Genomic DNA, 13,715 nt, shown 5'->3' with positions numbered 1-13,715 from the left:
GGAGAAGTTAAATGGCAATAAAAAAGCTGCTTAATCGAGCGAAGATTAAACAGCGAGACAACATATACAAATCTATTATATCACAAGTTTTGACGTTTGCGAGAGTTATCTCGCTCTCGTCAAGCAGCTTACAGCACCGTCTCCCTACGGTTATGCTTTGCCACTGTAAGTTGCTTGATGGGATTAGCAATCTATTTAAAAAACCTAGCACAGTACGCCATGACCATTTGCGAGCGACAGCCGATAGGCCCCAGTTGCGACGACAGTTTTGTAAGTAGATTGGTGGTTATCCATCAAAATAAAAAACCACTGCGCGAACAGTGGTCTGCAAAAACAATATTTATATCATTCTACCACAGGAGGGCAAAGGATATGAAGAAAATTGAGTTAGTTGTATTAAAACTACGTGATTTCAAGGGCATTAAATCGCTAGACATTCAATTAGATGGTGGTAACGCACAGATTTTTGGTGATAACGAGGTAGGTAAAACAACAACGTTTGATGCGTTTTTATGGCTACTGTTTGATAAAGACAGCAACAACAAAAAGGATTTTGCTATTAAAACATTAAATGGTGATGGATCCGAACAACATAACCTCGAGCATACAGTCGAAGGAACATTTTTAGTAGATGGAGTACCAATCACTTTAAAGAAAATCTACAAAGAGGTTTGGACTAAAAAACGTGGTGCTGCCAACAAAGAATTTACAGGCCATACCGTAGATTACGCGGTAAATGATGTACCTCTAAATAAGAAAGAGTACACAGCGAAAGTTGCTGAAATCGTTGAAGAAGAAGTGTTCAAACTTTTAACATCACCAACTTATTTTAACCAGATGAAATGGCAGGATAAACGTAAGCTACTTTTAGAAATATGCGGTGATACTTCAGACGAGGAAGTAATCGCATCTAACGCTTCACTAGTAAAACTGAACGACTTATTAAATGGCAAGTCGCTAGAGGATATGAAGAAAATCATTGCCAGCAAGAAAAAGCACATCAATGAAGAACTGGAGAAGATTCCAGTACGTATTGATGAAATCAATAAAATGATGCCAGAAACAATGGTAGATGTTGAAACAATGCGTCAACAGGTGTCTAAGATTGAGGCGAATATTGAGGAATTACAGGAACAAAAAATCCGCGTGAAGAACGGTGCATCAGTACTTGATAAACAGCGCCAGTTACTAGAGTTAGAAATGAAACTTAGTGATATCAAACGTTCATTCGAAGCTGATAGTATGCAAGAAGTGTATAAGGCTCAAGCCAAGTTGCAAGAAGTTCAAGGAAACACTCAGATCATTAATAGCAAACTGCAACAGGCTGATAACAATCGGAAATTTAAAGTAGATGAAGCTAATCGTATACAAGATGAAATCGGACGTTTAACGAAAGAGATGGACCATCTACGTGAGAAGTATTTTGCAGTAGAAAAAGAACAGTTCCATTTTGAAGATAACTGTGAATGTCCAACATGTAAGCAATCTTTACCTATTGAACAAGTAGAGGCTGCTCGTAATGAAGCTCAAGCACAGTTTAATGAATTTAAAACAATTCGCTTGAAAGATATTCAACGTGAAGGTGGCATTCGTAGGGAAAAGGTTGCTGAATTAAATGCACGCTTAACTACCTTAAATAATGAACATGATGTCATTTTAGCAGAAATGAACAAGTATCAAGATGATTTAGTGGTACAAGACAAAGAGTTGAAGAAAGCTCAAAAGGCACTTGAAACAGCACAATCATCAGTGAAGGACGTTACAACGACTGATGAATATAAATCTATTAATTTACAAATAGAAGCATTGCAGGCTGAAATTAAACAGTTAAACGAGCATGCTTACGAGGCAGTTGCTGGTATCGACGAAGAAATTGATAAGCTCAATCTTGAGCGCAAAGAGTGCAATAGCGCTATTGCTCAACACGCAAATATTGAAGCGAGTAAGGAACGCATTATCGAGCTGGAAGATCAGCAAGTAAAACTTGCTCAAGAGTATGAAAAGCTAGAGCAAACAACCTTCTTAATAGAAGAATTTATTCGTACAAAGGTAAACATGCTAACGGAACGCATTAATAGCAAGTTCAAATATGCACGTTTCAAACTGTTTGATACACAAGTAAATGGCGGTTTAAATGAGGTATGTGAAACAACTTTCAAGGGTGTACCATACGGCACAGGCCTTAACAATGCAGCGAAAATCAATGTCGGCCTAGACATCATCAATACACTATCTGCTCATTTCGGTATCCAAGCACCTATTTTCGTGGATAATGCCGAGGCTGTAACCAAGTTTATTGATGTGGATACTCAACTTATTAGTTTAGTAGTTTCAGAGAAGGACAAGCAGTTACGAGTTGAAGTCGAAGGTCAACAACCAATACTTAAGGAGGCAATTTAAAAATGACAAATGCAGTAATGACGTCGCCTATCAAATTTGAAGTAAATGGTGAAGAAGTAAAACTATCAGGCAATACAGTAATGCAGTATCTAGTACGTGGTAACGGAAGTGTAAGTGAACAAGAAGTAGTTATGTTCATGAATCTTTGTAAATTCCAAAAGCTAAATCCATTTTTAAATGAAGCATATTTAATCAAATTTGGTTCAAGTCCAGCACAAATTATTGTATCAAAAGAAGCGTTCATGAAACGTGCGGAGGGTCACGATAAATACGAAGGATTTGAGGCAGGAATCATTGTTGAGCGAGATGGTCAATTAGTCGAAGTTGAGGGTGCTGTGAAGTTAGATAAGGACAAGCTTATTGGTGGATGGTGCAAGGTGTACCGAAAGGACCGAAAAGTGCCTGTTATTACAAAAATAGATTTCAAAGAGTTTAGTAAAAATCAAGCTACGTGGAAAGATATGCCGATGAATATGATTCGTAAATCGGCAATTGTAAATGGTCTACGTGAAGCATTCCCAGAAAGTTTGGGAGCAATGTACACAGAAGAGGATAAGGGTGCACAATCTGTTGAAATGAATGTAGAACAAGAAATAAAGCAAAATGCTAACACTGAGGACCTTGATATTAAATCAGAAGATCCAAGTTTGACGCCTGAACACAAAGAGATTATCGATGCCACTTTTGAAGAAGTGTTTCCAGAAGAACAAAGCGATGGACCAGGGTTCTAATGATTCAAATCAAAACTCTAGCAACTGGCAGTAAGGGAAATTGCTATCACATTACAGATGGTAGCACCCCTCTACTCCTAGAGTGTGGTATCAGCTTCAAACAGATACAGCAAGGCGTTAATTTCGAGACTTCTAACCTTGGTGGCGTATTAGTTACCCATGAACACAAAGATCACTGTAAAGGCGTGGAATCGGTGTTAAATCGGGGGCTTGATGTTTATATGTCACAAGGTACTAGAGAGGCATTATCGCTTGATCATCATCGGATTAAAACGGTTAAAAGCAAAGAACAATTTAGAGTAGGTTCATGGACCATATTGCCGTTTGATGTGCAGCACGATGTAAATGAGCCGTTAGGTTTTTTACTACAGTCAGACAACGGTGGCAAGCTGTTATTTGCTACTGATACCTACTATGTGAAATACCGGTTCAAAGGCTTAACTCACATCATGATTGAGTGTAATTATGATCAACAAACATTAGATGAAAATGTCGAGAGTGGCCGTATTCATCCAGCTATGAAAAAGCGTGTTATGAAGTCTCATTTCAGTTTAGAAAACTTATTAGAGTTTTTTAAAGCTAGTGACTTATCAAAGGTCGAAGAAATACACCTACTGCATTTATCTGATGGCAACAGCAACATAGAGCGCATCTTTAAAGCAGTAGCAAGGGCAACAGGCAAGATGATTTTTATACCGTAGGAGGTTGTGATTTTGAGTAATGTGATTAAAGAAGCAGTTCAGGTAGCTCGAAAGGAATACATTTGTGACGATTGCCAAAAGCCTATCGAGAAGCGTTCTAAATATACTTACCTTTTCGGTTCGGCTTTCAAAGGAGAAAGACCATATAGTATTAGGCTTTGTCAAAAGTGCAAACCGATCACTGAATAAGTCTGTGATTAAAAATTTGAATATTGAAAATATGGAGGGTGAACCATGCAAATATTTCAACAAAACATCTTCGGTGGCGAGGATGAAATTATTTCTACTGTTCCTGTCATTGTATTAAAACATCGTGATAAAGAAGGACGTTACCTTGCAGCAGATATTGATGTAGCAGATTTCAGTGATCCAGATGGTGATATAACGATGGATGATATTCAAGATGCTTTCATCATTGTTCGTAATGATCGTCAAAAGCCAGGGCAACCAGAAATAGATGAAGTAATAGCACATTCGGAGGCACATAAGGCATACATGCATGAAAAATTTGGTGATAGAGCTTTTATCAGCTACGACGTCGCAAAATGGCTTGAAACATATGAGCCAGTCAACATTGATATGCCAGTAGATAAATTTAATGAGGCTGCTTACGCGAACGATTGGGAGCCGATTAAAACGTACTAGGAGGGGTGAGGGCAAATGGCTAAATACAGAAATGTACACACAACGTTTTGGGATGACGGCTTTGTATTGGATCTTACACCAGAGGAGAAATACTTCTATCTGTATTTGATGACGAATGGCAATACAACACAATGTGGCATCTACGAATTGCCATATAGAGTCATAGAAATGCACACAGGATATAACCGAGAAACGGTTCAGAAGCTACTACAAAGGTTCGTAGAGTATGGAAAGATCACTTACAACGAATCAACAAAAGAAATCATGTTAAATAACTGGGCAAAGTACAACTTTATCAACTCACCGAAAGTGAAAAAATGTATCGAAAAAGAGCTGCTTGCTGTGAAGCATATACCTTTTGTAAGAAGCTATGTAACCTCTTTGGAACAGTTAGGATACCGTATCGATACCGTATCAATACTGTTAGAAGAAAAAAGTGAGCCAAAAGTACTTAACACTAGTAATGGCGAGGGTTCGATACCGTATCCATACCATATCAATACCACTTCCATAGACTATAGGGAAGAAGAAGAACAAGAACAAGAAGAAGAACAAGAAAGAGAAGAAGAAAAAGAACAAGAACAAAAGAGTAGTCAGTCGGTTTCTTCTCAATATGATTTTGCTAGATTAGTTGAATTTACAAATCAAAACATTACACCTGTTCTTCCAACAATAGCTGAACACCTTGGTTACATCTTGGATGATTACAAAGATGTGGATCTAATCCTAGCTGCTTTACAAAATGCAGTATTAAACAATGCTCGTAACAAAATTAAATATGCAGAAGGTACGTTAATCAACTGGCGTAAAGACATGATCACTACTTATCAGCAATTGCAGTTGAAAATGAAGGAGGCTCAACGAGATGCAAGGAATAGCCAAAACTATGAACGACATAGTAACGAAGAATATGACGGCTTCTCACTCTAGCGAAATATGCAGTCATTGCGGAAATGAAATCAAGGCGATTCCAGTTGAGGTCCTTGGTAGAACTCGTTGGGTGCAACCTGTATGCCAATGTGAGCAGGACATTAAAAAGGCAGAGGTTGAACGTTTGATACGAGCCAAAGAAGAAAATGAGGTACGCACTTTATTCTCTATCAGTAATATTGGTGATAAATACTTGAATGCTAGTTTTGAAAACTTCCTTATGCGGCAAGGATCTGAAAAAGCTTTTAAGGCAGCTAAATATTACGCTGAACATTTCGAAGAATTTGGCGCTGAATCTCTCTTGTTGTGGGGCGATGTAGGGAATGGTAAAACCCATTTAGCTGCAGCAGTACACAATTATTTAACTGCTCAAGGTAAGGTAATAGTTTTCATATCCATGCCGGAGTTACTAAGCAAAATCAAAGCTACTTTCAATCGCGACAATAACGAGAGTGAACAGCAGATTATGAAAGCATTGATGATATGTGACTTGTTGATTATCGACGACTTAGGGGCAGAAAAAATAAGTGATTGGGTGCTAGAAACTATGTTCCAAATATTTGACGGCCGTAGTCGTAGAAAAAAACCTATTCTAGCAACATCAAATCTCAATCCAAAAGATTTACCAGAGCAAATAGGCAAGAGGATACCTGATAGATTAATCGAAATGTCGCAACCAGTTAAAAATGAGGCTACTAGTTTTCGTAGAGAAATCGCTAAAGGTCGCTTGAGTAAATTCAATGCAATTTTAAATCAGTGAGGGGCAACAGCCCCTTGATGGAGGGTGAAGGGATGGATAAAAAATATCGATACTTTGTATCGTTTTCTCATAATACTGGCTTTGCTAATGCAGAGATAAGACGAACAACACCGATTCAAAACATTGGCGACATTGTTGAGGAAGGTAGAAATCTTGAACGAAAAAATTATTTTCCTGATAAATCGGTTGTAATCATTAGTTTTCAACTATTTGAATGAAGTGGAGGTCTTGGGATGGACTTTTGGAAGCTTGTAAACGATGTAGCAAAGGCAGCTAATGAACTTCACAGAGAGCAACTTGAAAGAGAAATGGACAAGCTTATGAGCGAAATTGAAGCGTTTAACATCGCAAATGCCATCGACATAGCTTTGGAAACTGGCAACCGTGAGGCTTTTAACAAATTAGTGGGGAGTGAATGAGGGATGAAGAAAAAACCACTACCTGAAGCTAGAGAGTTATCGGGTATCGAATTAGCAATGATTGCTATAAATCTAGAAAAACAGAAAGAGGAAATTGAACGACTTCGTAAAGCACTAGAAAAAGTCATGGAAGTTGAAGCACCTATCATGGAAGGTTGGGAAACACCAGCTTACAAAATTGCTCGAGAAGCTTTGGGTGGTGAAGCTCATGAATGAACAATTCCTAATCGACCAGATCATCCTGTATTTAGGGCAGTTCCAGTGCTTTGGAGGCAAACAAAACGAAACTATGGCATATAACCGTTTGGAGCAATTGAGGGTCCTAGTTGGTTTGAAAGATGCCGAAGAGGCTACGGATTATCTCATTATGAAAATGGAAGGGGCTATGGCTGCATGAGTAGAGAGATTAAGTTTCGGGCGTGGGATTCTGAATTAAAAATCATGGTGTATTCAAACGAATTATATGGGCATGTCGAATACAATTGCAATCCAGTAAGGGCTGTAAACATTATTCTGAATGAGGATGACCACGGATTGCAGTATATGCAGTACACAGGCTTAAAGGACGCAAACAGCAAGGAGATTTATGAGGGGGACATTGTAAGAGTAAATAAACTAACTTATGAAACTTCAGGAGTATTACCAGAAAATCTACTTGTTAAGTATTACGGTGGGATGTTTCAGTTCTTCAGAGGCGAAAATGACTGCTTAATGGGCTTGCATTTGCTGTATTTAGATGATGGCGAAGTCATTGGCAACATCTATGAACACAAGCACCTATTGGGGGTAACAGCATGATTAACCGAGTCGTTTTAGTTGGCCGACTTACAAAAGATCCTGAATTACGCTACACACCGAACGGAATTGCATCATGTCGCTTCACAGTGGCAGTTAACAGACCATTCAAAAATGAAGGGGAGCAACAGGCAGATTTCATCCCTTGTATGGCATGGCGTAAACAAGCTGAGAATCTAGCCAACTTCATGAAGAAAGGTAATTTAATAGGTTTGGAAGGGCGAATCCAAACAGGCAGCTATGAGGGGCAGGATGGTAAGCGTGTTTTTACAACAGACGTTGTAACAGACAGCATCCAATTCTTAGAGCCAAGAAACAGCACAGGAGGCGCACAGAGCACACCAAACTATCAATCTAGTACAAATACAGGTGGAACGAATCAAAATCCACCACAGGGCAATTATGGCGGTAATAATAACCAGCCAAGTTATACGAGAGTGGATGAAGATCCATTTGCTAATAGTAAGGGACCGATTGAGGTTAGTGAGGATGATTTACCATTTTAAGGAATAACGGGATTGAGGTGAGCTGATGGAGCAAATCGAATTTGACCTAGGATTACCAGAGGAACCACCGCAGAATAAACAAATCGAACCCAATGGTATGTGTCGTAAATATGGTTATGGACCAGAGAATGCAACATGTAAAACATGTTACTACTTGGAGAAAAAACAACATGAACGTGACTCCAAAACACATTGGTATAAATGTTCTCTGCAAAGGACTGGTAACGGATACGGACCTGATATGAGGCTTAAATATAAAGCTTGTAGGAAGTATGCGGAGAGTATGATTACGAGGAAGGTGAATGAACATGAAAAGAATTCTAAATTACGTGGGTAGCAAGTGGAACTTAGCAGAATGGATAGTAAGTCAAATGCCAGAGCACAATGTGTATCTTGAAACTCACTTTGGTAGTGGTGCCGTGTTATTCAACAAGCAACCCTCAAAAATAGAAACAGTGAACGACATTGATGGCAATATCGTGAATCTATTCAAAGTCATTCGAGAACAACCGGAACAGCTAGCTAAACATATTCAACTCACTCCATATTCAAGACAAGAATACATTTCATCTTTTGAGGCATTACAAGGCCGGTTAAGTGACTTAGAAAGAGCTAGAGTATTCCTTGTTCGTTGTTGGATGGCCCGTGGAGGTAAAACAAGCGACCGTACAGGCTGGCGCCACAATGTAGACTCAACAACATTTAGTGCATTACCTGATTGGCGTAAGCTACCAGATGTCGTTTTAGAAGCAACGGAGCGATTACAAAATGTCCAAATTGAAAATTTAGATGCTGCAACATTAATAGGCCGTTACAACAAAGAGGATTGTTTGATTTACAGTGATCCGCCGTATTTATTAAGCACACGTACAAAACGACACTATGCACATGAAATGACAAATGAGCAACACGAAACATTACTTCTGGCTTTAAATAAGCATCAAGGTTTTGCCATGATTAGTGGCTACAACAGCGATATGTACAATGACATCTTACGAGGTTGGACAAGAATTTCGAAGATGGCCACAACTGAAGCTGCAAAAGAAAAATGTGAAAGTTTGTGGCTCAACCCTCAAATAATTGAGCGTGGATATATACAAGAAACACTTTTTGGAATTGTGTAGGAGGAAAACATGAGCAAAGCAAAATACGGAAACAAAAAAGTCGTACATGATGGAATTACATTCGATTCAGCGATAGAAGCAAGGTATTACGATTACTTGAAACATCAACAAGCACAAGGCGTTGTGACAGCCTTTGAATTACAGCCAAGGTTTGTATTATTGCCCAAGTTCGAAAAGAACGGTAAGAAATATCGTGAGATTGGTTACAATGCGGATTTTACTGTTCATTATGCAGATGGCCATACAGAGGTAGTTGATATTAAGGGAATGGTTACACAGCAATTTGAATTGAGGAAGAAGTTATTTGAATATCGTTATCCGCATGAATTAAAGCTTCTAACGTACTCGAAGATTGATGGTGGTTGGATTACTCATGATGAACTTAAAAAGGCTAGGAAAACACGTAAAGAGGCTAAAGTAGGGTGCTGGAAGTGAACGCGGTTCGCAAGGAAGTTAAACAACGCAGAGCCAGGCTAATCAATCAGCAGGACCACATAGCTTTTCTCAAATGCAAAGGGTGTCCGAAGCGAAAAGCTTATGATCCAAGTAAGAAATGCAGAGGATGCAAGGTTTATAGAGAACTAAGGAGCATCGGAAAAGAGCTTGAGCAGATTAGTCTTTTGCGTAGGTGGGCTAGGTGAGTATTTGAAAGATATTGTGCAGTAAAGGAGGTAGCTAATGTGAAGCAATTAAGCTTATTTAGAGAAATAATTGTAGACAATTTCGCTGGTGGTGGAGGAGCAAGTACAGGTATTGAAATGGCAACAGGAATGAGCGTAGATATTGCAATTAATCATGATCCTGCTGCTATTGAGATGCACAAGTTAAATCATCCAGATACAGAGCATTATTGTGAATCGGTTTGGGATGTAGACCCTAAAGAAGCATGTAGAGGTCGTAAAGTAGGGCTTGCTTGGTTTAGTCCAGATTGTACTCACCATTCAAAAGCAAAAGGTGGCACACCAGTTAAACAAGAAATAAGAGGTCTTGCGTGGGTTACTGTTAGGTGGGCATTAGCAGTTAAGCCTAGAGTAATCATGTTGGAAAATGTAGAGGAATTTAAAGATTGGGGACCAATAGAAAATGGTAAACCTATTAAGGAATTGAAGGGGAAAACATTTCAAAGTTTTGTGAAAGCACTTGAGTCATTAGGCTACGAGGTAGATTTTAGGGAATTGCATGCATGTGATTATGGTGCACCTACTATTCGTAAGCGATTTTTTATGATTGCTAGATGTGATGGTAAAGCTATCGAATGGCCAAATCCAACACACGGAGATCCTCAATCGCCAGCTGTGCAATTAGGAAGATTAAAACCTTGGCGTACAGCAAGTGAAATAATTGATTGGAGTATAGGCGCACCATCTATATTTGAAAGAAAGAAACCACTAGTACCAAACACCCTAAAACGTATTGAAAAGGGTTTGCAGCGCTTTGTAATTGATGCAAAAAAGCCCTTTATGGTTCCAGATGAACATAAAGCAGCCTTTTTAATCAGTTATTATACTGAGCAATCAGAAAAAGAGGTTAGAGGATTGTCATTAAACACACCACTTCACACAATCACAGCTGGTGGTAATAGATTTGGACTTGTGACAGCTTTTTTAACCAAATATTACGGACAAAGCACAGCACAGGGACTAAGTGAACCTTTGCATACAATCACTACTAAAGATCGTTTCGCATTAACAGCAGTTCGCACTAATGGCTACCATGTTATTGACATCGGATTACGTATGTTACAACCGCATGAGTTATTTGCTGGACAAGGCTTTCCAAGTAACTATCAGCACCCAGGTAAGAAAGTAGAGCAGATTAAGAGGGTAGGAAATAGCGTGCCGCCACCCTTTGCTGACGCATTAGTGAGAGCTAATTTACCTGAAATGTGTGCAGGTAGCAGTCGTTATGCAGTTGGAGTATAGAGGTTACTGCACAATATGAGGAATATACGCAGTAAATAAAAAAGCCGCAGCGTTTGCAGACGCTACAGCTCGAATTGGTACATGCCCTTTTAAGACAATCTGGTACAAGCATTATAACACACTTAGGAGGGCAAACCTAATGGGCAAACAAGGGCAAATTAAAGTAACTAAAGAGAATTTACTTCAGTGGATTGAAAATTATCGATGGATGGTTGAAACCATTGAAGAAGCAAGACAGCCAGTTGCAAAGGTTGATAATAACAGTTACATTGGGGCGAAAACGGCTATGTATGGTATTGAGGCAACATTGCCGAAGGCAAGTGGAGGTACAAGTGATCCAGTGTATACAGAAGTACAACGCAGAGTTTATGCACTTAATTATCGCATTAAGGAATATGAGCAAAAGATTGCGGAAGTGCAAGTGCGTATACCACTAGTAACCGGAGACAGGGAGATTGAGGTCCTCCATAGATTGCTGGATGGTGATAGCATGCGTGCTATTGGTAAGCATATGAGATTATCTAGCACTACAATATTTAGGGTTAGAAATGACATTTTGAATCAGATGATAGTGCAATAAAGTAGGAATAATTCTTTAAGGTAACTAACAACCTTGGGAAACTTATTTATATAGGTTTCCCAAGGCTTTTTTATTTTCAGTAATAACATTTTTCGATAACAGAGTAAATTTCATCAATAAATTTTCAAAAGTAACTCTCAGTGGTGTATAATTAGTCTAGGGAAGGTTTATCATATGTTTTAGGAGAGAACAAACATGGCAAAGCTAACTAATTTCGTTTTTTGTGAAAACGATGAAAATTTTAGAAGTCAGAGTGGGGTTTTTAGTCCACTAGATATTGTAGAAGTTAACACTGATGAATTTTCTTTAAATATTGTTTTTACTGTATGTGATTACTCTTTACTAGAGGATAATACTTGTAGAATAATAGTCAAAGATCCTCAAAACAATGATTTCTTTGATACAGACTTCATACATGTTCCTAACGACACACCAGGAAGTGTTGATAACAAAGAAGTGTTTATGGGCTTTACTTTGGGGGTATCATTCAATAACTTACCTTTCAAAGGTTCTGGTTTTTATTCTGTAGAAGTATTATTTAATGAGGAAAAACTTAATACATTCCACATACCTGTAACTTTTTTAAAGGAAGGTGAGTAATATATGGTAGCAACAATAGCGTATAAAAAAGAAAGAACTGTTAACACTTTTATTAAAGCTACTGCTGTTATTGCTTTTTGCAATGTAGTTAGTCTATGCTCACCAGCAGCTACACCACAAAATGTTAAAACTTCAGTTAGTGAAAGTGTAGGAAAGTATAATTCGAGTTTTGATAGTCAGATGACAGCACATGCGCATATTATGTCATCAAAAAACCAACCAAAGTTCGTTGTTTCTCAAAGTCCGTCTATTGTGAAGGGGATGAAAGCCATGGCTGAAAAGAAGAACATCGCTTCTCAAAGTCAACTAGCTTCTAACTTTTCAGATTTTCGCGAGAAAGTTATTAATTACGAAAGAGAAGAACCTTCTGTAGAAATTAATAAGGTGCGTCTCAATGTGCCCTTCCGAGAAGTTAAAAGAACTGTTGTATTATCTTCGAATGGTATAGAGGATAATCTGAATTATGAAAGAGAAGAGCCTTCTTTCCCAGTGAATAAAACAAGAATTAATATTCCTTTTAAGGCAATAGAAAATGTTGAGATGGGAAGTGACCTTTCATAATGTCTTCTCTTTACCATCTAGGAAAGTCAACTGAATTAATTACACAGGGAGATATTTTATTTGATGTTCCTATTATTACAATTGGAATTAATCACATAGAAAGTCTTCCTGATTTTACTTTTGAAAATTTAGAAAAACATTCGGAAGTTCTTGTTGAAACAAAAAATTTGATTGTTATGAGTCAAGCTTGTGACTTAGCAAATGAGCCAGAAAGAGGTAGGAAACCTATTGAATCAGTGATTTGTGCAAGCATCTATCCTATTAATGCTTATTCAAAAAATTTAGTTTCCGAAACCAATTCCGGACGTAGACCAGGATATTTTATCTTACATAAGGAACATGAAGTGTTAGATAAGTCATATATAATTGATTATTCTAAATTACATACCTTGCCTTATGCGTTTTTAGATGCTTTTGCTAAAAAACAAACTAAAAGGTTACGACCAACGAATCCATATTTAGAACAAATTTCTCACCATTTTGGGAATTTCTTTTCAAGAGTAGGGTCTGACTTTGAAAGAAGTAATAAAGAAATTTTGCAAGAGTATGATGATTTAGGAACTTCTAAAAAATAATAATTTAAGAGAGAGGAAAATAGCTTGACTTCATAAGTTTCGTGAAGTCAAGCTATTTTCCTCTTAAATTAATTGACTGATGTCTCATGTAAGTTGTTGCTTACTTGCAGATGTAGAGCATTAAATAAATTATTACTTTTCTTGACATTGGAACAAATGTAACAGAAGGAACAAATGTAATATATGTACGAAAGTTTGTGATAGAAAAAATGTATTGTAAACTCGGAGGTAGGTTCGGTGCGGTAAAGGTTTCCTCCCTTGGTATTTATAAAATCCTAAATATTAGGAAAAGACAGACCGACGACCGACCCGCGCTGAACAAACTTGTTCGGAGCAAGACATACATGGCCGGCCCATATTTTTTAAGAGATATAGGGAACAGGCAAATAAAACTGAAGAAGTGGTTTATATGTGAACTTCGTCCACTTTCCATAATTTCAGTCAAACTTACTACATCAACAAGTGC

General features: G+C 38.0%; 20 protein-coding genes. All 20 read left to right on the top strand.

Annotation, left to right across the window (positions count from 1 at the left end; genetic code table 11):
* The first annotated feature begins 372 nt into the window (after positions 1-372).
* The 20 genes from LBYS11_RS16475 to LBYS11_RS16375 all read left to right on the top strand — a co-directional run bounded on the left by LBYS11_RS16475 (position 373) and on the right by LBYS11_RS16375 (position 13,249).
* Entirely contained in the window at positions 373-2,400 is a 2,028-nt protein-coding gene (locus LBYS11_RS16475; RefSeq protein ID WP_103118606.1) for a coiled-coil domain-containing protein, read from the top strand.
* Positions 2,401-2,402: 2 nt separating this feature from the next.
* A complete protein-coding gene (gene bet, locus LBYS11_RS16470) occupies positions 2,403-3,131 on the top strand; it encodes a phage recombination protein Bet (RefSeq protein ID WP_103118605.1) in 729 nt (242 codons plus the stop codon).
* Positions 3,131-3,832, top strand: coding sequence for an MBL fold metallo-hydrolase (locus tag LBYS11_RS16465; protein WP_103118604.1), 702 nt, complete (start codon positions 3,131-3,133; stop codon positions 3,830-3,832). Before bet ends, LBYS11_RS16465 begins: the two co-directional genes overlap by 1 nt.
* Before the next feature lie 234 nt (positions 3,833-4,066).
* On the top strand, positions 4,067-4,477 hold the full coding sequence (locus tag LBYS11_RS16460) for a hypothetical protein (protein ID WP_103118603.1): 411 nt from the start codon (positions 4,067-4,069) through the stop codon (positions 4,475-4,477).
* Positions 4,478-4,492: 15 nt separating this feature from the next.
* On the top strand, positions 4,493-5,407 hold the full coding sequence (locus LBYS11_RS16455) for a DnaD domain-containing protein (protein ID WP_103118602.1): 915 nt from the start codon (positions 4,493-4,495) through the stop codon (positions 5,405-5,407).
* The gene (gene zapE / locus LBYS11_RS16450; protein WP_103119102.1) at positions 5,388-6,167 is read left to right on the top strand and encodes an AFG1/ZapE family ATPase; all 780 of its coding nucleotides are present in this window, start codon (positions 5,388-5,390) and stop codon (positions 6,165-6,167) included. Before LBYS11_RS16455 ends, zapE begins: the two co-directional genes overlap by 20 nt.
* Positions 6,168-6,181: 14 nt before the next feature.
* A complete protein-coding gene (locus LBYS11_RS16445; RefSeq protein WP_158651966.1) occupies positions 6,182-6,385 on the top strand; it encodes a hypothetical protein in 204 nt (67 codons plus the stop codon).
* A gap of 15 nt (positions 6,386-6,400) precedes the next feature.
* Positions 6,401-6,586: a hypothetical protein gene (locus tag LBYS11_RS16440; RefSeq protein ID WP_103118600.1), complete on the top strand. Its 186-nt coding sequence runs from the start codon at positions 6,401-6,403 to the stop codon at positions 6,584-6,586.
* Positions 6,587-6,589: 3 nt separating this feature from the next.
* Positions 6,590-6,802 carry a hypothetical protein gene (locus LBYS11_RS16435; protein WP_103118599.1) on the top strand — a complete coding sequence of 71 codons (213 nt, stop codon included), beginning with the start codon at positions 6,590-6,592 and terminating at the stop codon, positions 6,800-6,802.
* Positions 6,795-6,983, top strand: coding sequence for a hypothetical protein (locus LBYS11_RS16430; protein WP_103118598.1), 189 nt, complete (start codon positions 6,795-6,797; stop codon positions 6,981-6,983). The genes LBYS11_RS16435 and LBYS11_RS16430 overlap by 8 nt, the downstream gene beginning before the upstream one ends.
* Positions 6,980-7,384 carry a YopX family protein gene (locus LBYS11_RS16425; protein WP_103118597.1) on the top strand — a complete coding sequence of 135 codons (405 nt, stop codon included), beginning with the start codon at positions 6,980-6,982 and terminating at the stop codon, positions 7,382-7,384. The genes LBYS11_RS16430 and LBYS11_RS16425 overlap by 4 nt, the downstream gene beginning before the upstream one ends.
* A complete protein-coding gene (gene ssb / locus LBYS11_RS16420; RefSeq protein WP_103118596.1) occupies positions 7,381-7,887 on the top strand; it encodes a single-stranded DNA-binding protein in 507 nt (168 codons plus the stop codon). The genes LBYS11_RS16425 and ssb overlap by 4 nt, the downstream gene beginning before the upstream one ends.
* A 25-nt stretch (positions 7,888-7,912) precedes the next feature.
* The gene (locus LBYS11_RS16415) at positions 7,913-8,224 is read left to right on the top strand and encodes a hypothetical protein (protein WP_103118595.1); all 312 of its coding nucleotides are present in this window, start codon (positions 7,913-7,915) and stop codon (positions 8,222-8,224) included.
* Positions 8,196-9,011, top strand: a complete 816-nt coding sequence (locus tag LBYS11_RS16410; protein ID WP_304481696.1) for a DNA adenine methylase — start codon at positions 8,196-8,198, stop codon at positions 9,009-9,011. The genes LBYS11_RS16415 and LBYS11_RS16410 overlap by 29 nt, the downstream gene beginning before the upstream one ends.
* A 9-nt stretch (positions 9,012-9,020) precedes the next feature.
* Positions 9,021-9,446, top strand: a complete 426-nt coding sequence (locus tag LBYS11_RS16405; protein ID WP_103118593.1) for a DUF1064 domain-containing protein — start codon at positions 9,021-9,023, stop codon at positions 9,444-9,446.
* A 245-nt stretch (positions 9,447-9,691) separates the two neighbouring features.
* The gene (locus LBYS11_RS16395; protein WP_103118591.1) at positions 9,692-10,933 is read left to right on the top strand and encodes a DNA cytosine methyltransferase; all 1,242 of its coding nucleotides are present in this window, start codon (positions 9,692-9,694) and stop codon (positions 10,931-10,933) included.
* A gap of 139 nt (positions 10,934-11,072) precedes the next feature.
* On the top strand, positions 11,073-11,513 hold the full coding sequence (locus tag LBYS11_RS16390) for a hypothetical protein (protein ID WP_103118590.1): 441 nt from the start codon (positions 11,073-11,075) through the stop codon (positions 11,511-11,513).
* A gap of 195 nt (positions 11,514-11,708) precedes the next feature.
* On the top strand, positions 11,709-12,113 hold the full coding sequence (locus LBYS11_RS16385) for a hypothetical protein (protein ID WP_103118589.1): 405 nt from the start codon (positions 11,709-11,711) through the stop codon (positions 12,111-12,113).
* A 3-nt stretch (positions 12,114-12,116) separates the two neighbouring features.
* Positions 12,117-12,674 (top strand): hypothetical protein, encoded by a 558-nt coding sequence (locus tag LBYS11_RS16380; protein WP_103118588.1) that lies wholly within the window; start codon positions 12,117-12,119, stop codon positions 12,672-12,674.
* A complete protein-coding gene (locus LBYS11_RS16375) occupies positions 12,674-13,249 on the top strand; it encodes a hypothetical protein (RefSeq protein ID WP_103118587.1) in 576 nt (191 codons plus the stop codon). The genes LBYS11_RS16380 and LBYS11_RS16375 overlap by 1 nt, the downstream gene beginning before the upstream one ends.
* Positions 13,250-13,715: the final 466 nt, after the last annotated feature.

The sequence above is a fragment of the Lysinibacillus sp. YS11 genome, assembly GCF_002896375.1.
Taxonomy (GTDB): Bacteria; Bacillota; Bacilli; order Bacillales_A; family Planococcaceae; genus Lysinibacillus; species Lysinibacillus capsici.
This window is presented reverse-complemented; position numbering and strand designations above follow the sequence as displayed.